Origin of the sequence: Tistrella mobilis, assembly GCF_041468085.1 — a bacterium.
Taxonomy (GTDB): domain Bacteria; phylum Pseudomonadota; class Alphaproteobacteria; order Tistrellales; family Tistrellaceae; genus Tistrella; species Tistrella mobilis_A.
Window position 1 is genome coordinate 4330333 of sequence record NZ_CP121017.1, and the last position, 21489, is coordinate 4351821.

Sequence of the window (21489 nt, forward strand, 5' to 3'; positions counted from 1 at the left end):
TTTCGGGAGTGCCCTGCCGATGATCGGAACGACGACCGACCGCCTCACCCCGTGTCGTCGTTCCGTTCCGAAGGCTCTCCATGCCATCCACCTCCGTGCTCCTCAGCCTCCGCGGCATTGCCGCGATCGATCCGCTGGGGCGTGAGCTTTTTTCAGGGCTCGATCTCGATCTGGGCCAGGAAACCCTTGGTCTCGTCGGTCGCAACGGCAGTGGCAAATCGACCCTGCTCCGGATCATCAGAGGCGATGCCTCTCCCGCAGCCGGTCGGATCGTCCGACCGGCCGACTGCCTGCTGCTCGACCAGACGGCAGGCACGCCGACAGATCGGACCGTTGCCGATCTGATCGGCCAGAGAGCCGCACTCGACCTCATCGACCGGGCCCTGGCGGGGCACGTTGACGCCCGCGATGCAGCCCGCGTCGACTGGGGCCTTGAAGCCCGGATCGCCGCAGTGCTGAGCCGGATGGGCCTCGCAGGCCTGGACCTCCGCCGGCCCGCCGCCACCCTCAGCGGTGGCGAACGCGCCCGGCTGCGGCTTGCAGGCGCAATCCTGGCCGAACCGGATCTGCTGCTGCTGGACGAACCGACCAACCATCTGGACGAGAGCGGGCGACAGGCGGTCGTCTCTCTCATCGCAGACTGGACGCGCGGGCTGATCATCGCGTCTCATGACCGGGACCTGTTGCGCGGCCTGCCGCGCATTCTGGAACTGGCGCCCGGCCGGGTCTTCCACCACACAGGCGGCGGCGAGGCCTGGCTTGCCGCGCGCGCGGCCCGGGAAGCCGCGGCCCTTGCCGCCATGGCTGCCGCCCGGGATCAGATGAGCCGGACCAAGCGCGAGGCCTCTGCAGCGACCGCGCGCCAGGATCGCCGCGATGCCACCGGCCGCCGGCATCGCGGCCGCGGGGACATGCCGAAGATCCTGCTCGATGCCCGACAGGATCGGGCGGAGCGCAGCCGGGGCCGCGGGAACCGGCTTGCAGCCAGGCGTCTGGAGACGGCAGCAGGCGAGCTGACGGCCGCCCGCGCCGCGCTCGACCTGACCGGCCGGCCGGCTTTCTCCCTGCCCGCAACAGGTCTCGCCCGTGGGCGGGAGCTGCTCGATATGCGCGATGTCGTGACGGCGGCCGGTATTTCCCTGCCCGATCTCAACGTCACGGGGCCGGAGCGGATCGCGATCACGGGGCCGAACGGCGCCGGCAAGACGTCGCTGCTCAGGATCGCCGCCGGGCTGGACCTGCCCCGCAGCGGTTCGGTCCGGCGCCCCGGCCGGATCGCCCTGCTCGACCAGCATGCGGACCTGCTCGACCCGGCGCTCAGCCTGCTCGACAATCTGCGGCGCCATGCGCCTGATGCCGGAGAGGAAGCCTTGCGCGCAATCCTTGCACGCTTCCTGTTCCGCGGTGACGCCGCATTGCGGCAGACGGCCATGCTGAGCGGCGGCGAGCGGGTGCGGGTCGCTCTCGCCTGCCTGCTCGGCCAGGCGGAACCGCCAGAGCTGCTGCTGCTCGACGAGCCCACCAATCACCTGGACCTGGAGGCGACCGAGACGGTGGAGACCGCACTTGCCGCCTGGGACGGCGCCCTGGTCCTGGTCAGCCACGACCCGATACTGCTCGCCCGTCTGGGCATCGGGCGGCATCTGCGGCTTCCCGCCTGACCGCCGCTACCGGCTCGCCGCTTCCGCCGCAAGCTGGGCCGCCAGCCCGTCCCGGTAGGTGCGGTATTTCAGCCGCACGCCCAGCTCGTCACGGATCCGGTTGTTGCGCACCCGCTTGTTGTCGGCATAGAAGCTGCGCGCCATCGGGCTGAGATCGGCCTCCTCGAACGGCACTTCCGGCGGCGGCGCCACCCCCAGCAGCTCGCAGGCATGCAGGATCACGTCCTGGGGTGGGGCGGCTTCGTCGTCGCAGAGGTTGTAGGCGCGCCCCGGCGCGGGGTGGGCAAGGGAGGCGGCCAGCACGGCTGCAATATCGTCGACATGTATGCGCGAGAAGACCTGACCCGGCTTCACCACGCGGTGCGCCCGCCCGGCACGGACCGTATCGAGCGCCGAACGGCCAGGGCCGTAGATGCCCGCCAGCCGAAAGAGATGGGCAGGTGCCTCGGGCGCCAGCGCCGACCAGGCCTGCTCCGCCGCGACCCGGCGGCCGCCCCGGCCGGTGGCAGCAATGGTGGGCGTGGTCTCGTCGACCCAGCCGCCGCCGTGATCGCCATAGACCCCGGTCGTCGACAGATAACCGATCCAGGGCGCCCGCCCTCGTGCGGCACCTGCTGCTGCCGCGGCGGCGATATCCGCCCCGTGAACGCGGATCACCACATCCCCTTCGGCGTCGGGCCCGACCGAGGACAGGATCGCCACCGCCCGTCCCAGATCCGCGAGACCTGCGGCGCCCATGGGGCCGCTGCCGTCGAACAGATATGCGGCGATCCCCTCGGCCGCCAGCTGGTCGCGCTTTCCGGCACTCCGGCAGGTACCGGCAACCCGGCCCCCCGCGGCCATCCAGGCCTGCGCCAGCGCCCGGGCCGAAAAGCCGAGGCCGAAGCAGAACAGCAGGCGCCCGTCGCCCGCCACGGGGCGAAGCAGGGCAACGGGATCCGTCGGCCCCTGATCAGTCGACTGGTCGGTCATGGCCTCTCCTCGGACAGGACACCGGCAGCCCGCCATTCGGCCAGCACCGCCGGATCGGTTTCGCCCGACAGCCGCTCGGCCGCCGCGCGTGCAAATTCGGGCGGCGACATCAGGCGCGATGCCGCCCAGACCGCCATCGCCCGCACCTGTGCCGCCCCATCCGCCAGCAGCGGCCGGAGTGCGGGGACCAGATCGGGCCGCCCCGAATTGCCGATCGCGATCGCGACGTTGCGGACGAAGCGATCGCGGCCGATCCGCTTGACGGCGGTCCTGGCGAACATGGTGCGGAATGCGGCATCGTCCAGCCCGGCAAGCCCGGCAAGCCCCGGTGCCGTCAACGCCTCCCGGCCGGCCAGTTTCGTCTCGGCCGCCCCTCTCGCGAACTTGTTCCAGGGGCAGACCGCGAGACAGTCGTCACAGCCATAGATCCGGTTGCCCATCGCCGCCCGGAATTCCACAGGCACCGGCCCGTCGAGTTCGATGGTGAGGTAAGAGATGCAGCGTCGCGCATCCAGTTCATAGGGCGCCGGGAAAGCATCGGTCGGGCAAGCATCCAGACAGGCATGGCAGCTGCCGCAGCGATCGCCATGAGGGCGGTCATAGACAAGATCCAGCCCGGTCAGCATCACCGCCAGGAAGGTCCAGGAACCGAAATCACGCGAGACCAGATTGGTATGCCGCCCCTGCCAGCCCAGCCCGGCCAGCGCAGCCAGGGGCTTTTCCATCACCGGCGCGGTGTCGACGAAGAACTTCAGCTCCACCGCGCTTTCGTCCCACAGCCAGCGGGCCAGACGGCGCAGCTTGGCCTTGATCACCTCGTGATAATCGTCGCCACGGGCATAGACCGACAGGCTGCCGGTTTCAGGGCAGGAGAGATTGGCCAGAGGGTCGGTGGCCGGTCCGTAATTCTGGGCAAGGACAATGGCGCTGCGTGCCCCGGGCCAGAGCGCATCCGGGCTGCGGCGCCAGTCGATCCGGTCCTCGATCCAATGCATGTCGCCATGGCGGCCGAGTTCGACGAAACGGTCGAGCGCCTCGCCTGTCGCAGGGGGCAGGCGGGCCGGGGCGAAGCCCACGGCATCGAAGCCGATCTCCCGCGCCCTGGCGCGGATCGCGGCCGTCCAGCCGGCAGGATCGAGGTCGAGCGGCGGCCCCTTGCGCCTGGGCGGCGGTGGCGCGGGTGGGCGCCGGTCAGAAATCGAGGTCGCCATAATGCGCCGCGGGCGCGATGCCGATGATCCGGTCCTTGAGCATCGGCCGGAAGCTTGGCCGGGACTTGATCCGGACATACCATTCCTTGGCCACCGGATGGCGGACCCAGGGCACATCGCCCAGATAGTCGATGGCCGAGAAATGGGCGGCGGCCGCAAGATCGGCAAGCGAGAGCTGATCACCGGCCAGCCATTTGCGCCGCTCGGTCAGGAAGGCCACGTATTCCAGGTGGTAGTTGATGTTGGCAAGGCCGGCGCGGATGGCAGCCGAGGTCGGCTGGCCCAGCCCCGCCAGGCGCTTGTCCACCTTCTCCCCAACCAGGTTGCGGGTGACCTCGTCGGAGAATTTATGGTCGAACCAGTCGATCAGGCGGCGAACCTCGGCCCTGTCACCCGGCCGGCGCGGCAGCAGGGGATGTTCCGGATAGGCCTCTTCCAGATATTCGAGCACGGTGCGGTGGCCGGCGACCACGGTGTCGTCGGCTTCAACCAGAACCGGAAGCACGCCAGCGGGGTTGAGCCTCAGGAATTCGGTACGGCGTTCCCACGCCTTCTCGAGCTGCAGATCGTGATCGAGCTGCTTCTCGCCGAGGGCCAGTCGGACCACGCGGCAACCAGGGTTCAGCCAGTGATGATAAAGCGTGCGCATGGCCGAGGACTTTAGCGCAGAGAACGGCGTCGGGCCACTACCGCATCACCGGTATAGAGCGCGAGCGCGATCCAGATGAGAACGAAGGCCACACCTTGCGCCTCCGACACGGTTTCGCCCAGCAGAAACACGGCGACGGCGAGCTGACAGGTGGGATTGACGTATTGCAGAAAGCCCAACAGGCCAAGGGGCAGGCGCGGTGCCGCGAAACCGAACATCAGCAGCGGCACCACCGTGACGGCACCGGCAGCCAGCAACAACAGCACCTGCAGCGACCCGGCCGAGGGGATGGCGAGAACACCATCGGCCGCAGCGTAGATCGTCCAGCCGAGCGCTATGGGCGCCAGAACCGCGGTTTCAACCGCAAGCCCCGCGACGGCACCGACCGCAGCGAGCTTGCGCAACAGACCGTAGGTGCCGAAGCTCAGGGCCAGCGCGATCGCGATCCAGGGCAGGCCGCCGCCTTCTCGGGCAATCCAGGCGACGCCACCGATGGCCAGGAAGAAGGCCAGGATCTGCATCGCCCGCGGCCGTTCGCGGAGGAACACGACCCCCAGCACCACCGAGACCAGCGGATTGACGTAGTAGCCGAGGCTGGCATCGACCGCGCGGCCGGTCTGGACCGCGTAGATGTAGACGCCCCAATTGGCAGCGATGGCGAAGGCACTGAGGCAGAGCAGCCCCAGAACCCGGGGACGGGCGATCAGGGCGCGGATCTCGGTCCGATGGCGGTGGCCCGCAGCGATGAAGATCAGCACGACCAGCGAGCCCAGGATCCGGTCGGCCAGAACCTCCAGCGACGGCACCGCAGCCAGAGCCGAGAAATAGAGCGGGAACAGGCCCCAGATGACATAGGCACCGAAGGCCGCTGCAGCCGGCCGGCCAAGCCCGGGGGGCGCGCCGGCAGGCAGCGCCGGCGAGGGACTGCGCGGGGTGGAGGGCATCTGGGTGCGGGTCCGGAAGCGGGGGGATAGGAACGCCTGGGCGATCCTATCCCCCCACCCGCCATCCCGCCAGGGGGTGCGGACCAAAAGCTCCACACCTCTTGCATGAGCCGGATTGAACCAGAGGCCTGCTTCAGCCTGGAACGGCTTCAGCCCCGGAAGTCGGTCTGGGTACCATGGGCGGCAATGGCATCGGCCAGCCGTGCCAGACCGTGAACATAAGCCGCCGTCCGCCAGTCGATGCCGAGAGCCGCGACACGGTCGCCGATTGCATCGCCTTCCCGCTCAATGGCCGCTTTCAGCCGCTCATGCACCTCGGCTTCACCCCAGTACCAGCCCTGCCGGTTCTGGACCCACTCGAAGTACGAGACGGTGACACCGCCGGCATTGGCCAGAATGTCGGGCAGGACGGTGATGCCGCGGGCGGTCAGCACCTCGTCGGCCTCGGGCGTCACCGGACCATTGGCCAGCTCCAGGACCACGGGCGCGGTGATCAGATGCACATTACCGGCATGGATCATCTCTTCCAGAGCGGCCGGCACCAGCAGTTCGGCATCAAGGGCCAGGATCTCGTCCGGATCGACCCGGCGCACGCCCGGCCCCTCCAGAAGACCGACCCCACCCCGGGCCTTGGCGGCATCCAGCGCATCGAGATCAATGCCGTCGGGCGCCGCCACCGCGCCCCGGCTGTCGGAAACGCCGACGATCTTCCAGCCATCCGATGCCAGCAGCCGCGCCATGTGCCGGCCGGCATTGCCATAGCCCTGGACGATCGCACGCCGCACCCGACCCGGCCGGTCCTCGACACCCAGCCGGGCAGCCAGGTGGCGCAGCAGATACCAGCCGCCGCGGGCCGTGGCGTCACCGCGGCCGAGCGATCCGCCCAGCGCCACCGGCTTGCCGGTGACCACCGCCGGCGCCGGTGCACCGGTCAGCGAGCCGTATTCATCGGCCATCCAGCCCATGACCATGGCGTCGGTGTAGACATCGGGCGCCGGAATGTCGCGCTCCGGCCCGATCACGCCGGCAAAGGCCTGGACATAAGCGCGTGACAGCCGCTCCAGCTCGGCCCGCGACAGGCCACGCGGATCCACCCGGATCGCGCCCTTGCCGCCGCCATAGGGCAGGTTCATCACCGCGCATTTGAAGGTCATCCAGAAGGCCAGCGCCTCCACCTCGTCCATGGTCGAGGCGGGGTGATAGCGGATGCCGCCCTTGGTGGGGCCGCGGGTGTCGTCATAGCGGCAGCGCCAGGCGGTGAAGGCCCGCCGGCTGCCGTCGTCCATCCGGATCAGCAGTCGCGCCTTCAGGGTCTCGCGGGGGGCACCCAGCTTCTCTGCCACGTCCGGATCGAGGTCGAGATACGCGGCCGCCGTATCGAGACGAGAGAGTGCCTGCCGAAGCAGCGGACCGCGTTCATCATCCAACATGTCATGTCACCAGTCTTTTGCGGGGGTTACGAGAGAGAACCGGCCCCGCCCGTCGCAGGACCGATCCTTGCGCGGTTTAACCGCCCGGCGACCGGACTGAAAGGAAATGTCGTTCCGGAACTCTGCGGCCGGATAGCGACGAGGCCTGTGCCTGAACGAAAACGGCGGGCCCCCTTCCGGATGCCCGCCGCTTCCCGTCTTCGTCGTCCGGCCCGTCCTCAGTTCGGGGTCCGAAGGCCCCGGGGCCGCCCCCGCGAGGGTCCGCCTCAGGCGGTGACCGCCGCGACCTCTTCCGGGTTCAGGGGGTGTTCGAGGCGCGAGACCATCTCCTTCGGCACCACCTGCCAGATGCGATCGAGCGTACGATCCCAATCGTCGAGCAGGTTCTGGGCGAAGGCAGATTTGGTCTCGTCCACGTGGCGCTCGATCAGGCCGCGCAGCATCGCTTCCCAATGCGGGGTGGCGATGCGCTGCCAGACCAGCGTTTCCGGATTCACCCGGCGCTCGAACGAGCCGTCGCTGTCCAGGATGAAGGCCATGCCGCCGGTCATGCCGGCACCGAAATTGTGGCCGACCTTGCCCAGGATCACGACGGTGCCGCCGGTCATGTACTCGCAGCCATTGGCCCCGCAGCCTTCGACCACCGCCTGGGCGCCGGAGTTGCGGACGCAGAAGCGCTCACCCGCCTGGCCGGCCGCGAACAGCTCGCCCGAGGTCGCACCATAGAGCACGGTGTTGCCGATGATGACGTTCTCGTTGCTCTTGCGCGTGGTCACGAAGGGCGGACGCACCACGATGCTGCCACCCGACAGGCCTTTGCCGACATAGTCGTTCGAGTCGCCGATGACCTCCAGCTTCAGGCCCTGCACCGCAAAGGCGCCGAGCGACTGGCCGGCCGAACCACGCAGGCGCACGGTGATGTGCCCCGGCTGCAGCCCGTCCATGCCGAAGCGGCGGACGATCTTGGACGACAGGCGCGTGCCCACAGACCGGTGCGTGTTGCGCACATTGTAGGTCAGCTGCATCTTCTCGCCCTCGTTGAGGGCCGGCGCCGCGTCGACGATCATCTGCGCGTCGAGGGTGTCGGGCACCGGGTTGCGGGCCGACAGCGAGAAGTAGCGGGGCAGATCGCCCGGATCGGCCTGGGCCAGGATCGGGTTCAGGTCCAGATCGTCCAGATGCGCGCTGCCGCGGCTGACCTGCGACAGCAGGTCCGACCGGCCGATGATCTCGTTCAGCGACCGGGCGCCGAGCTGGGCCAGGATCTCGCGCACCTCTTCCGAGATGAAGGTGAAGAGGTTCACCACCTTCTCGGGCGTGCCGTCGAACTTGGCACGCAGCGCCGGATCCTGGGTGCACACGCCCACCGGGCAGGTGTTGCTGTGGCACTGGCGGACCATGATGCAGCCCATCGCCACCAGCGAAGTGGTGCCGATGCCGAATTCCTCGGCACCGAGCATGGCGGCGATGACGACGTCGCGGCCGGTCTTCAGGCCGCCGTCGGTGCGCAGCCGCACCCGATGGCGCAGACGGTTGAGCGTCAGCACCTGGTTGGCTTCGGACAGACCCATCTCCCAGGGCACGCCGGCATATTTGATCGAGGTCTGCGGGCTGGCGCCGGTGCCACCATTGTGGCCCGAGATCACGATCACGTCGGCATTGGCCTTGGCAACGCCGGCCGCGATGGTGCCGATGCCCGAGCGGGCGACCAGCTTCACCGAGACCTCGGCATCGGGATTGACCTGCTTCAGGTCGTAGATCAACTGCGCCAGATCTTCGATCGAATAGATGTCGTGGTGCGGCGGGGGCGAGATCAGCATCACACCCGGCGTCGAATGCCGAAGCTTCGCGATCTCGACCGTCACCTTGAAGCCGGGCAGCTGCCCGCCTTCGCCGGGCTTGGCGCCCTGCGCCACCTTGATCTGGATCTCGCGGCAGTTGTTCAGGTACTCGGTCGTCACGCCGAAGCGGCCCGAGGCGACCTGCTTGGTGCCGGAGTTGGCGTTGTCGCCGTTCGGACGCGGCTGGAAGCGATCGCGGCTCTCGCCGCCCTCGCCCGAGTTCGAATGCGCACCGATCCGATTCATCGCGATGGTCAGCGTCTCGTGCGCTTCCGCACTCAGCGCGCCCAGCGACATGGCCGGGGTCTCGAACCGCTTGCGGATCGAGGTGATGCTCTCGACCTCGTCGACCGGCACCGGCTTGCGGTTGGTCTTGAAGTCCAGCAGATCGCGCAGATGGATCGGGGGCAGCGCCCGCACACCCTCGGCATACTTCTTGTAGAGGGTGTAGCTGTCGCTGGCGACGGCCGTCTGAAGCATGTGGATCAGCCGGCCGTCATGGCCATGCGCCTCACCCTTCGCCCGGTAGCGGTAGAAACCGCCGATCGGCAGGATCGAGGCGCCGCCCTGGAAGCCGCGCTCGTGCTGGCGGATGGTCTTGCGCTCGATACCGGCCAGGCCGATGCCCGAGACGCGCGACGACATGCCGGGGAAGAACTCCGCCACCAGCGACCGCGACAGGCCCACCGCCTCGAAGTTGTAGGCGCCGCGATAGCTGCTGATCACCGAGATGCCCATCTTCGAGAGCACCTTGAGCAGGCCCAGATCGGCGGCGTGCTTGAAGTTCGACACCGCCTCGTCGACCGTCAGATCGCCGAACAGGCCGCGGCGATGACGATCATAGATCGTCTCCTCGGCCAGATAGGCATTGATCGTGGTCGCGCCGACACCGACCAGCACCGCCATATACTGCACATCAAGGCATTCGGCCGACCGCACGTTGACGGAGCAGAAGGTCCGCAGCTTCTGCTTCACCAGATGCGTGTGCACACCGCCTGCGGCCAGGATCATCGGCACGGCGACGTTCGACTCGTCCAGCCGCTCGTCGGTCAGGATGATGTGCTCGGCACCGCCGCGCACCGCATCCTCCGCCTCCCGACGGATCCGCTCCAGCGCCTTCTTCAGCACGCCCTCGCCCGCACCCGCCGGCATGGTGCAGTCGATCTCGACCGCACGATCCTTCATGTAGCGGCGCATGGCCGCATAGGCGCGGTTGGTCACGACCGGGCTGTCGAGCAGCAGGATCTTCATCTGGCTTTCGTCATGGGCAAAGACGTTGCCCAGATTGCCGAGGCGCGTGTCCAGCGTCATGACCATCTCCTCGCGGAGCGGGTCGATCGGCGGGTTGGTCACCTGGCTGAATTCCTGCCGGAAGAAGTTGTGCAGGCCGCGATAGTGGCTGGAGAGCACGGCGATCGGCGCATCATCGCCCATCGAGCCCACGGCTTCCTTGCCCTCTTCCACCATGGGATGAAGGATGAGCTCCAGATCCTCGATGGTCAGGCCGACCGCCAGCTGGCGCCGGCGAAGCTCGTCGGCATTGAAGCGCGGCTGGGGTGCGGGGACCTGATCGATCAGCGAGCCGAGCCGGGTGGTCTTGCCCGCCCAGGAGGCATAGTCATGCTCTGCCGCGAGCAGATCCTTGAGCGCGCGGTCGTGGTAGAGCTTGCCCTCCTGAAGGTCGACCCCCAGGATCTCGCCCGGGCCGACCCGGCCCTTCTCGATCACGTCCTGATCGGTCAGCGGCACCATCCCAGCTTCCGAGCCGACCACCAACAGGCCGTCGGCGGTGATGGCATAGCGCATCGGGCGCAGACCGTTGCGGTCCATGCCCGCCGCAATCCAGCGGCCGTCATAGACCGCCAGCGCCGCCGGGCCGTCCCAGGGCTCCATGACCGTGTTCAGATAGGCATAGAGCGAGCGATGCGCCTCCGGCACATCCGGCACCTTCGACCACGCCGGCGGCACCAGCATCAGCTTCACCAGCGGCGCCGAACGGCCGGCATGGCAGAGCGCCTCGAACACGGCGTCAAGCGCGCCCGAGTCGGAACTCCCCTGCGGGATCAGCGGCTTGATGTCCTCGCCGGCCGGGCCGAAGACCTCGGAGACCATCAGGGTCTCGTGGCTCTTCATCCAGTTGCTGTTGCCGCGCACGGTGTTGATCTCGCCGTTATGGGCGAGCATCCGGAAGGGCTGGGCCAGCGACCAGGTCGGGAAGGTGTTGGTCGAATAGCGCTGATGGTAGATGACGAAGTTCGACACGAACCGCTCGTCGAGCAGATCCGGATAGAACACCGTCAGCTGCTCGCCCAGGAACATGCCCTTATAGATGATCGAGCGGCTGGACAGCGAGCACATGTAGAAGTCGGCAACGCTCGCCTCGCGGACCTTCTTCTCGATCCGGCGACGGATGAGATACAGGTCGCGCTCGAAGGCGACGGTCCCGTTGCCCTTGTCGTTGGCGATCATGATCTGCTCGATCTCGGGCCGCGTCGCCGCGGCCTTCTCGCCGATCGCCCGGGTGTTCACCGGCACCTGGCGCCAGCCGTAGATCGTGTAACCGAGTTCCAGGATCTCGCTCTCGACGATCGTGCGGCACAGCTCCTGGGCGCCGAAATCATTGCGCGGCAGGAAGACCTGGCCCACGGCCAGCACGCTGCCCTCGGCCATGCGATGGCCGGTGCGCTCGATATGCTCCTGAAAGAAATCCTTCGGGATCTGCAGGTGGATGCCGGCGCCGTCGCCGGTCTTGCCGTCGGCATCGACCGCACCGCGATGCATCAGGTTGGAGAGCGCGGTGATGCCGGCCTCGACGACCCGCCGCTGGGGCGTGCCGTCGATCGAGGCAACGAGGCCGACGCCGCAGGCATCGTGCTCGTCGGCCGGGTTATAGGCGTGGGCGGCTTCCAGCTTGGCCTTGTTGGCAGCCCAGGCGGCAACGAAGGTCTCGGCCGTCTCGCGGATGATCTCGGACATGGCTTTGTCTCCCGTCCAGGCGTTCAGCTGGCAGCCGCCGACTGCTCGGCAGCGGTGATGCGGTTGCGGACATAGCGGTCGATCTGCTCGGCGGCATCGCGGCCGTCACGGATCGCCCAGACGACCAGCGAGGCACCGCGAACGATGTCACCGGCGGCGAAGACGCCGTCGACGCTGGTCATGAAGGTACGGATATCGGTCTTGAGCGTGCCCCAGCGGGTGGTCACCAGCTCGGGGCAGTCGAACAGCACCGGCAGATCCTCAGGGTCGAAGCCCAGGGCCTTGATCACCAGATCGGCCTTGAGAATGAACTGGCTGCCGTCGACCACCACAGGTGACTGACGGCCCGACGGGTCGGGTGCCCCCAGACGCATACGCACGGCCCGCACCGCCTCGACCTTCTCGTTGCCGAGGAAGGCTTCGGGGTTGGACAGCCATTCGAAGGTGACGCCCTCTTCCGTGGCATTCGCGACTTCGCGCTGCGAGCCGGGCATGTTCTGCCGGTTACGCCGATAGAGGCAGGTCACCGAGGCGGCACCCTGCCGGATCGAGGTACGCACGCAGTCCATGGCCGTATCGCCGCCGCCGACCACGACAACGTTCTTGCCCTTGGCCGAGAACCGCGCCTGCATCTCCGCCGACAGCTCGTCGCCCAGATTGAGCCGATCGGACGCGGTCAGGAAGTCGAGCGCCTTCTCGACGCCCTGAAGGCCGACACCCGGCACCTTGATCTCACGCGACTGATAGACGCCGGTCGCGATCAGCACTGCCTCGTGGCGCTGACGCAGCTCCTCGATCGTAACATCGCGCCCGATGTCGACGCCCAGATGGAATCTGATCCCGCCTTCTTCAAGCAGCTTCCAGCGGCGCAGCACGACCTGCTTGTCGAGCTTGAAGTTGGGGATGCCATAGATCAGCAGGCCGCCGACGCGGTCGTAGCGGTCATACACATGAATCTCGTAGCCACGGCGGCGCAGCATCTCTGCGGCAGCAAGACCGGCCGGCCCGGCGCCGACGATGCCGATCGACAGGCCCAGCTCACGCTCGGGCCTGGGCGCCTTGACCCAGCCGTTCTCGAAGGCGGTCTCGGTGATGTACTTCTCCACCGATCCGATAGTCACCGAGTTGAAACCCTTCTCGATGACGCAATTACCTTCGCACAGGCGATCCTGCGGGCAGATGCGGCCACAGATCTCGGGGAAGGTATTGGTCGCCGACGAGATTGCATAGGCCTCTTCCAGCCGGCCTTCCGCGGTCAGCTTCAGCCAGTCGGGTATGTTGTTCTGCAGCGGGCAATGCACCTGGCAGAACGGGATGCCGCACTGGGAGCACCGCGAGGCCTGGGTGGCCGCCTGTTCCGGCGCAAACCCGGCATAGATCTCGCCGAAATCTTTGGCGCGGGTTTGAGCGGTTCGCTTCTCGGGCATCTTCTGCTCGATACGGGTGAACTGCATCAGCTTGCGCGCCATGGTCCTCGTCCTTCGACCGTGGGCCGGGCATGTCCTGCCCGGCAGGGGTTGGGTGTCCGCGAGCTTCGGCAAGGGCCGCGCCGCGGATCGGTTCATTGCCACCCGGGACCGGCAGGGTCGCGGGCAACGTCTTTGTCAGGGTGACGTCCGTGCCGGCAGGGTTCTGCTTCGGCAACCCGCCTGATCGGCGGGCCGGGGCTGTTCCTGGCTGCGGGCATGTCATCTGCGGTCGCGTCAGGGTCCGCCTCGGGCGGGCGGAAGACGACGCGAACGCCGGGGAGGTTTGCAGAGGGCCTGCCCCGTCAGATCCCGGTCATTTCACCGGCGGATCGACGCAGCCTGACCCCGCCCCTTGCGCGCACGGAGGCCTTCGAAGGTCATATACGCCTTTGCAGGCCGTCTGGCGAGTAAAAAGATGATGAAAGGTCCGATCTAAGACCATTTTTCGTCAGACAGAGAGAAATTGCGAGCGATTCGCAGGGCTGCGCCCGACGACTGACGCGATAATGGTCTCATATTCTGACCTATATCCATCCAGCCCATTGTTTCATAAGAAGTATGGGGCCGAGCAGAGCCTCAACCACCCCAGGGCGGGCGGTCATCGAAGATGCACGAAAGAAAGCGGCCGGCCCCACCGGGGCCGGCCGCACGTCAGGCGTCCCGACATTAAAGTCGGTCAGTTTCCGGTCCGACCATCCCGCGGCCGATGGATCCAGGCGCGATAGCGGGCCAGATAATCCGGCACCACCGCCTCGACCGGGGTCGGACGGATCCCGAAAGCTGCGAGCCCTTCGGCCCCTTCGGCCACCACATTGTCGCGCTTCAGCATCCGCAGCTGATCGGTGGTCAGCGGCGCCATGCCACCGGGCAGGAGGTCGCCGAACCGGGCCACGACGCCGGCGAGCGCCCATGGCATGGGCACCAGGCCGCGATGCTTGCGCACGGTCACGAGGATGTATTCCAGGATTTGGGCGAAGCTGTACACCTTCGGGCCACCCAGTTCGAACGTCCGGCCGGCAAATTCCGGCTCTTCGAGCGACCGGACCACAGCCTCGGCGACATCGACCACCCAGACCGGCTGAAAGCGGGTCTGGCCACCGCCGATCAGCGGCAGGGCCGGCGAGATGCGGGTCATCCCGGCGAAACGGTTGAAGAAATCGTCCTCGGGGCCGAACAGGATGCTGGGGCGCAGGATCACGGCCGCCGGGAAGGCCTCGCGCACCGCCGCCTCACCGGCAGCCTTGGTCCGGCCATAGGCCGAACTGCTGGCGGGATCGGCACCGATCGCCGAAACATGGACCAGCGCGTCGAGCCCGGCATCCGCCGCAGCCCTGGCGATATTGCCGGCACCCTGGACATGGACTCCGTCGAAGGTGGCGCCCCAGCCCTCGGCCAGGATACCGGTCAGATTGACCGCCGCCGAGGCGTCGACGAGCGCCGCCCGCACCTGAGCCGCGTCCGTCACATCGCAGGACATGATCGCGATCTGGCCGACATCACCCGCAGGCTTCAGGAACAGGGCCCGGTCCGCATCGCGCACCGCCACCCTGATCCGCACGCCGGTGCGGGCGAGCCGCGCGACGACATAGCGGCCGAGGAAGCCCGAGCCGCCGAATACCGTGACGAGCCGATCCTTCATGGCGATCAAAGTCTCCCTCTCCTGGTCCGGCACCGCCGGTCGCGCAAACCTGGGCTACACATAATCCGGCGGGTGCCACGACGCAACGCCGGAGCCGCCCCATGCGACGGAAAGTCATGATCCGGCCGCAGCTTGATGACCGGCAGATGACGGCCGGCAGAAGCCATCCGCACTTGGCGGCAAGGATCAGCTTGCGCTAAAACCTTGCCTCGGCAGGCAGCGGGTCTGCCGTGACGACAGCGGAGGCGCGGCCGGATGACCATTCACCTGCACGAAGGCGACCTGCCCGAGGATTTCGGCCGGCCGACATCGATCGCCATCGATACCGAAACCATGGGACTGAAGCCGCATCGCGACCGGCTGTGCCTGGTGCAGATTTCCACCGGCGACGGCGATGCCCATCTGGTGCGGATCGCCCGTGGCCAGACCACGGCGCCGCGGCTGGCGGCCCTGCTGGAAGATCCGGACGTCCTTAAGATCTTCCACTTCGCCCGGTTCGATCTCGCCGTGCTCCACGAGCGGCTTGGGATCGACTGCCGGCCGGTCTATTGCACCAAGATCGCATCGAAGCTGATCCGGACCTATACCGACCGCCACGGCCTGCGCGATCTGCTGCGCGAGACGATCGGCGTCGAAATCTCGAAGCAGCAGCAGTCATCTGACTGGGGGGCAGACCAGCTGACGCCGGAACAGCAGACCTATGCCGCCGGCGACGTGCTGCATCTGCACGCCGTGAAGGTCGTGCTTGATGATATGCTCGCGCGCGAGGGCCGCACCGATCTGGCCCGTGCCTGCTTTGATTTCCTTCCCGCCCGTGCCCGGCTTGATCTGCTGGGTTGGGAAGAGCCGGACATCTTTGCCCACTAACCTCCAAGGCTCCCCACAGGCAGGCCCCCATATTCCGCCCCGCGGAACATACTGCCGCAGACACCCTTTCACGGGGCAGGGGGGCCGACCATATAGAACGGCATGTGCCATCTTTCCTGCACATGCCTTCGCACATGACCACGGGACACCGTGCCGATGACCGCCGAGACGCTCCCCCACACTGCCGCCGATGACGGCCGCGCCCTTGCCGCGGCCGAACAGGCGCTTGCCCTGGAAATCGCCGGGCTCGAAGCCCTGCGCGCCGGGCTGGGGCCCGATTTCGCGCACGCGGTGAACCTGCTCTACGCCACAAAGGGCCGGGTGATCGTCACCGGCATGGGCAAGAGCGGCCATGTCGGTGCCAAGATCGCAGCGACACTCGCCTCCACCGGCACGCCGGCACAATTTGTCCACCCCGCCGAAGCGAGCCATGGCGACCTCGGCATGATCACCCGCCAGGATGCGGTTCTGGCCCTCTCCAATTCCGGAGCGACGCCCGAGCTGTCGGATATTCTGGCCCACAGCCGCCGCTTCAGCATCCCGCTGGTCGGCATTACCGCCCGCAGGGCCAGCCCGCTGGCTGAAGCAGCGGACGTGGCACTGATCCTGCCGCCGGCGCCCGAAGCCTGCCCACTGCAGCTTGCCCCCACCACCTCCACCACCATGACGCTGGCGCTGGGGGATGCGATCGCAATGGCGCTGCTCGACCGGCGCGGCTTCACCGCCGAGGATTTCCGGATATTCCACCCCGGTGGCAAACTCGGGGCGCGGCTGGTGAAAGTGGCCGACATCATGCACGGCCCCGAAGACCTGCCCCTGATCACTCCCGACCGCCCCATGGCCGAGGCCCTGATCGAGATCAGCGCCAGAAGCTTCGGCTGCGTCGGCGTGACCGACGATGCCGGCCGGCTTGCCGGTATCGTGACGGATGGCGATCTGCGCCGCCATATGGGGCCGGATCTTGCCGCCCGCAAAGTGTCGGACGTCATGACGGCCACGCCCAAGACCATCCGCGCCCGGGCACTGGCGGCCGAGGCACTGGCCATCATGAACGCCTACAAGATCACCGCCCTGTTTGCGGTGGATGACGACGGTCGGCCCGTAGGTATCCTGCACGTCCACGATTGCCTGAGGGCCGGCGTGGCCTGAACGCGCCGTCTCCTCCTTATCCCAGCCTGTCCCGCCCGGAGCACGACGAGCAGATCATGGCCGAGACGCCGAAGATGCCCCCCCTGCCGACGGGCCCGCAGGCACCGCGCCGACGCAGCCGTTACAGCCGTTTCGTCCGGCTGGCGCGGATCCTGCTGCCTGCGATCGGCGCCGGGCTGATCGTGCTGGTGCTCGTGTGGTCGCAATTGTCGGGCATCGGCGGCGATGCACGTATAGGATACTCGAAGATCGTCCGGGACGATGTGGATGCGCTCCGGATGCTGGAACCCAGATTCACCGGTGTGGATGCGGAGGGCCGGCCGTTCCGGGTAGAAGCCGACGAGGCGACCCAGCCGGCGGTCGACAGTTCGCAGATCACGCTCAAGACCATCCGGGCCGACATGACCGCGTCGGACGGAACCTGGCTCGCCATCCGGGCAAAGACGGGCGCCTTCGATCGTGAAGCCGAACGGCTGAAGCTTGAGGGCGATGTCGAGGTGATTGCCGAAACCGGCTACGCCATGTCGACCGAGCGGGTGGACGCCGAGCTTGGCAGCGGAACCATCCGAAGCGACAGCCCGGTGGTGGCGCATGGTCCGGTGGGAAGCATCGACGCCGCCGGCTTCACCGCCCGGCGGGAAAGTGACACCATCACCTTCGATGGGCCCGTCCGTGTGACCGGCTATCCGGGTGTTGAGAGATGACGTCAGGAGCGCGCATGCCCTTCAGCCTTTCCACGGGCCGCCGTCACGGTGCGGCCCTCGCCCTGCTGGTGACGGCCTTTGGATCGGCGGCCGCCGTGATCCCGGTGCTCGCCCCCGTTCCGGCTGCGGCGCAGAGCGCCATCCGTACCTCCAGCATCGACACGTCGCAGCCGATCGAGATCACCGCCCAGGATTCGCTTGAATGGGCGGATGTCGAACGGGTGGCAACCTTTCGCGGCGAGGTGAAGGCCGTCCAGGGGACGATGACCCTCTATGCCGACACGCTGAAGGTCCATGTCGCCCAGCCCGGCGCGAAGGGGGCGAAGCAGGCCCCGCCGCAGGCGGGCCAGAGTGAGGGGCAGGAGGGTGAAGGGCAGCAGGGCGGCGGTCTTGCCGATGCCGCCGGCGAGATCTCGAAGATCGAAGCCGACGGCCATGTGCAGATCATCACCCCGAATGAGAGCGCCCGCGGCGATGTCGGCGTCTATGATGTCAACAAGGGCATGATCACGCTGACCGGCGCGGTAAAGCTCACCCAGGGCCGCAGCCAGCTTGAAGGCGAGCGGCTGGTGCTCGACCTGAACAAGGGCCGCAGCACGCTGGAAAGCGGTCGCAAGGGCCCGGTGCGCGGCCTGTTCGTGCCTGAAAAGAAGTGATGACCGACAAGATGTGACGCGGCGGCCCGCCGACAGGGCCGCATCATCGACGAGGAACACCGAGCCCTTGACCTCTGGCCATCAGGACATACCCGGCAGGCTTGCCGCCGACGCGCCCGAGCGCGCGGATGCGGGCGGCGATGTGCCGGCGGGGCTGGTCGCCCAGTCGCTGGGCAAGCACTACCGCAAGCGCCCGGTGCTGCGCGACGTGTCGCTCAACGTCGCCCGTGGAGAAGCAGTGGGGCTGCTTGGCCCCAACGGCGCCGGCAAGACCACCTGCTTCTACATCATCACCGGGCTGATCTCGGCCGATTACGGCCGGATCCTGCTCGACGGCGACGACGTGACCACCCTGCCCATGTACCGGCGCGCCCGCCTGGGCATCGGCTATCTGCCGCAGGAGGCTTCGATCTTTCGCGGGCTGACGGTGGAAGACAATATCCGGGCGACCCTGGAAGTGGCGGAGCCGGTGCGCGACAAGCGCGAGACCATGCTGGACGAACTGCTTGCCGAGTTCTCGATCAGCCATCTGCGCCGCACGCCAGCGATAGCGCTCTCTGGCGGTGAACGGCGACGGGTGGAGATCGCCCGCGCCCTTGCCACCAGTCCCGCCTTCGTGCTGCTCGACGAACCGCTGGCCGGCATCGACCCGATCGCGGTTGCCGATATCCGCGACCTGGTCTCGCATCTGAAGCATCGCGGCATCGGCGTGCTGATCACCGATCACAATGTCCGCGAGACCCTCGACATCATCGATCGCGCCTACATCCTGCACGACGGCACCGTGCTGATGGAAGGTGCCCCCGAAGACATCGTCGCCAATGACGACGTGCGCCGCGTCTATCTCGGCGACCGGTTCAGCCTCTAGGAGCCCGCGCATGGCGCTCAGCCAGAGACTGGACATCAAGCTCTCGCAGGCGCTGGTCATGACGCCCCAGCTGCAGCAGGCCATCAAGCTGCTGCAGCTGAACAACATCGAACTTGGCGCCTTCGTGGACGAAGAGCTGCTGCAGAACCCGCTGCTGGTCCGGGCAGAGGAGCGCGACGAACCGCTGACGGCGCTGACGACCGGCGATGCCGGTGACGATCCGAGAGGCCAGGAGCCCGCTTTCGAGCCCGGGGCGCGTACAGAACTGACCGAACTGGTCGGCAGCGGCGTCATGCCCGATTCCGAGCACGCTCCCCTTGATGCCGACATCGCCGGCATGTTCGAGAGCGACGGTCCCGCACCTTCCCAGGAGACCCCTGCCCAGCGGGAGATGGATCTGGATCCGGGTCTCGGCTTCGATGCCGGAGGGCCGGTCGGCCGCGGCGGCGACATGAATTTCGACGGCGACGACGAAGGTTTCGAAGCCCGCACCAGCGAGGCCACCACTCTTGCCCGCCATCTTGAGGAACAGATCGCCATCGAGATCCCGGAGGGGATTGAGCGGGCGATCGCAATCGTGCTTGCCGGCCTGCTGGACGAGAACGGCTATCTGACCATGAGCACGGCCGATGCTGCCCAGCTGATCGGGATCGACGTCCCGCGGGTGGAGGCAGTGCTGACCAGGCTGAAGGGGCTGGACCCGACCGGCGTCTTCGCCCGGGATCTGGCCGAATGCCTTGGCTTGCAGCTGGCCGAGCGTGATCGCCTGGACCCGGCGATGCAGGCGCTGCTCGCCAATCTGGACCTGCTGGCCCAGGGCGACCGGGCACGGTTGAAACGGGTGACCGGGGTCGACGACGAAGATCTCGACGACATGATCCGCGAGCTGCGGGCCCTGGATCCGCGCCCCGGCCTGCGCTTCGGCACGGATCCGCTACAGACCGTGGTGCCCGACATCCTGCTTCGCCCCCGCCCCGATGGCGGCTGGCAGATCGAACTCAATCCTGAGACGCTGCCCCGGGTTCTGGTCGATCACGCCTATGCCACGACCATCACCGCCCAGGCGAAGTCCAAGGCCGAGCGCGAATACATCTCTGAGCGGATGCAGACGGCAAGCTGGCTGGTGAAGGCACTGGACCAGCGTGCCCGCACGATCCTGAAGGTGGGCAGCGAGCTGGTCCGCCAGCAGGACGGCTTCTTCGCCCACGGTATCCGCCATCTGCGGCCCCTGACCTTGCGCGACATCGCCGATGCCATCGGCATGCATGAGAGCACGGTCAGCCGGGTCACGGCCAACAAGTACATGGCCACCCCCCGCGGCCTGTTCGAACTCAAGTTCTTCTTCACCGCCGCCATCGCCACAGCCGACGGATCCGGATCCGTCTCGGCCGAGGCGGTCAGGCACCGGATCAAGGAACTGATCGACGGCGAAAGCGCCGATGCGATCCTGTCCGACGACAAGCTGGTCGAGCTGCTGGCTGCGGATGGCATCGACATCGCGCGCCGAACTGTCGCAAAGTATCGGGAGGGGATGGGGATCGGATCCTCGGTCCAGCGCCGCCGGGCCAAAATGGCCAGGCGCTGACATCGGGGTCCGGCTCCACTGCGGACCTGCCGGAAGGGAGGCCGGCCGGCCCGACGGCCCCGTCAACGATCCGCCCCCGGCAATGCGCCGGTGCGGGGCGCGCGGCAGTCTGTCGCGCCCTGCCCCATCGCAGACGCCGGATGCGGACAAGCGACAGGCGAGGGAACATGCAGCTTACCGTTACGGGCAAGCAGATCAACGTCGGCGACGCCCTGCGCGACCACGTCTTCGAGGAACTGGACCGCGGCGTCAGCAAGTATTTCGACGATGCCATCGACGCCCATGTGGCCTTCGGCCGGGATGCCCACCTGTTCCGCTGCGATATTTCGGTTCATGCCCGCCGCGGTGTCATGATGAAGGCCAGCGGCGCCTCCGACGAGATCTATGTCGCCTTCGATCAGGCACTCTCACGCGCAGAAAAGCAGCTCCGGCGCTATAAGCGGCGCCTGCGGGATCATCACCGCACTGACGGGCGGGCTGATGCTGCACAGAATTCATTTGCATCCATCCCGGCCCGCGCCTACGTTCTCGCCGCCGAGGAGGACGAGACGGTCGAGCGTGAGGACGCGGCCGACGGCCACCCGGTGGTGATTGCGGAAACCGACACCGCCATCCTGTCCCTGACCGTGGGAGAGGCGGTGATGCGCATGGATCTGGCGGATCAGGCCGCGCTGCTGTTCCGCAACAAGGCACATGGCGGGCTCAATCTGGTCTACCGTCGTGAGGACGGGAATATCGGCTGGGTTGATCCGCGCCAGCCGGCCTGAGGGTCGACGTCGAACGGCGGAGACGCCGGAACGTCGGTACCGGGTCGGTCGCGGCGACCGGCCCCGACGGCCACCGGCTCGCCGCTCCCGGTCCCGGAGGG

Annotated in this window: 16 protein-coding genes; 8 read left to right on the top strand and 8 right to left on the bottom strand. The window is 67.5% G+C overall.

The genetic code is table 11. From position 1 onward, the window contains the following. Window positions 1-80: 80 nt before the first annotated feature. Complete coding sequence (locus P7L68_RS25065) at window positions 81-1661, top strand: ABC-F family ATP-binding cassette domain-containing protein (RefSeq protein WP_372002529.1); 1581 nt, start codon at window positions 81-83, stop codon at window positions 1659-1661. Between the two features lie 6 nt (window positions 1662-1667). Here the strand turns inward: P7L68_RS25065 and P7L68_RS25070 are convergent, their stop codons facing one another. The 8 genes from P7L68_RS25070 to P7L68_RS25105 all read right to left on the bottom strand — a co-directional run bounded on the left by P7L68_RS25070 (window position 1668) and on the right by P7L68_RS25105 (window position 14792). Then, on the bottom strand, window positions 1668-2633 hold the full coding sequence (locus P7L68_RS25070) for an SDR family oxidoreductase (protein WP_372002530.1): 966 nt from the start codon (window positions 2631-2633) through the stop codon (window positions 1668-1670). Continuing rightward, a complete protein-coding gene (gene queG / locus P7L68_RS25075) occupies window positions 2630-3844 on the bottom strand; it encodes a tRNA epoxyqueuosine(34) reductase QueG (protein ID WP_372002531.1) in 1215 nt (404 codons plus the stop codon). Before queG ends, P7L68_RS25070 begins: the two co-directional genes overlap by 4 nt. Next, a complete protein-coding gene (locus P7L68_RS25080; protein WP_372002532.1) occupies window positions 3825-4493 on the bottom strand; it encodes a glutathione S-transferase family protein in 669 nt (222 codons plus the stop codon). The genes queG and P7L68_RS25080 overlap by 20 nt, the downstream gene beginning before the upstream one ends. Window positions 4494-4504: 11 nt before the next feature. Next, on the bottom strand, window positions 4505-5437 hold the full coding sequence (rarD, locus tag P7L68_RS25085) for an EamA family transporter RarD (RefSeq protein WP_372002533.1): 933 nt from the start codon (window positions 5435-5437) through the stop codon (window positions 4505-4507). Window positions 5438-5586: 149 nt separating this feature from the next. Then, on the bottom strand, window positions 5587-6867 hold the full coding sequence (locus tag P7L68_RS25090; protein WP_372002534.1) for a Glu/Leu/Phe/Val dehydrogenase: 1281 nt from the start codon (window positions 6865-6867) through the stop codon (window positions 5587-5589). A gap of 266 nt (window positions 6868-7133) precedes the next feature. Then, a complete protein-coding gene (gene gltB / locus P7L68_RS25095) occupies window positions 7134-11684 on the bottom strand; it encodes a glutamate synthase large subunit (RefSeq protein WP_372002535.1) in 4551 nt (1516 codons plus the stop codon). A 23-nt stretch (window positions 11685-11707) separates the two neighbouring features. Then, window positions 11708-13153: an NAD(P)-dependent oxidoreductase gene (locus P7L68_RS25100; protein ID WP_372002536.1), complete on the bottom strand. Its 1446-nt coding sequence runs from the start codon at window positions 13151-13153 to the stop codon at window positions 11708-11710. A 676-nt stretch (window positions 13154-13829) separates the two neighbouring features. Next, window positions 13830-14792 (bottom strand): complex I NDUFA9 subunit family protein, encoded by a 963-nt coding sequence (locus P7L68_RS25105; RefSeq protein ID WP_372002537.1) that lies wholly within the window; start codon window positions 14790-14792, stop codon window positions 13830-13832. A gap of 255 nt (window positions 14793-15047) precedes the next feature. Here P7L68_RS25105 and P7L68_RS25110 point away from each other — a divergent pair, with 255 nt between their 5' ends. The 7 genes from P7L68_RS25110 to hpf all read left to right on the top strand — a co-directional run bounded on the left by P7L68_RS25110 (window position 15048) and on the right by hpf (window position 21388). Next, window positions 15048-15659 (top strand): ribonuclease D, encoded by a 612-nt coding sequence (locus P7L68_RS25110; protein ID WP_372002538.1) that lies wholly within the window; start codon window positions 15048-15050, stop codon window positions 15657-15659. 156 nt (window positions 15660-15815) lie between these two features. After that, window positions 15816-16808 carry an SIS domain-containing protein gene (locus P7L68_RS25115; protein WP_372002539.1) on the top strand — a complete coding sequence of 331 codons (993 nt, stop codon included), beginning with the start codon at window positions 15816-15818 and terminating at the stop codon, window positions 16806-16808. 56 nt (window positions 16809-16864) lie between these two features. Further along, a complete protein-coding gene (lptC, locus tag P7L68_RS25120) occupies window positions 16865-17512 on the top strand; it encodes an LPS export ABC transporter periplasmic protein LptC (protein ID WP_372002540.1) in 648 nt (215 codons plus the stop codon). Window positions 17513-17526: 14 nt separating this feature from the next. Continuing rightward, on the top strand, window positions 17527-18168 hold the full coding sequence (locus P7L68_RS25125; RefSeq protein ID WP_372002541.1) for an LptA/OstA family protein: 642 nt from the start codon (window positions 17527-17529) through the stop codon (window positions 18166-18168). Between the two features lie 88 nt (window positions 18169-18256). After that, window positions 18257-19036 (top strand): LPS export ABC transporter ATP-binding protein, encoded by a 780-nt coding sequence (gene lptB / locus P7L68_RS25130; protein ID WP_051045425.1) that lies wholly within the window; start codon window positions 18257-18259, stop codon window positions 19034-19036. A gap of 10 nt (window positions 19037-19046) precedes the next feature. After that, on the top strand, window positions 19047-20621 hold the full coding sequence (gene rpoN, locus P7L68_RS25135) for an RNA polymerase factor sigma-54 (RefSeq protein ID WP_372002542.1): 1575 nt from the start codon (window positions 19047-19049) through the stop codon (window positions 20619-20621). A gap of 167 nt (window positions 20622-20788) precedes the next feature. After that, the gene (gene hpf, locus P7L68_RS25140; protein WP_372002543.1) at window positions 20789-21388 is read left to right on the top strand and encodes a ribosome hibernation-promoting factor, HPF/YfiA family; all 600 of its coding nucleotides are present in this window, start codon (window positions 20789-20791) and stop codon (window positions 21386-21388) included. Window positions 21389-21489: the final 101 nt, after the last annotated feature.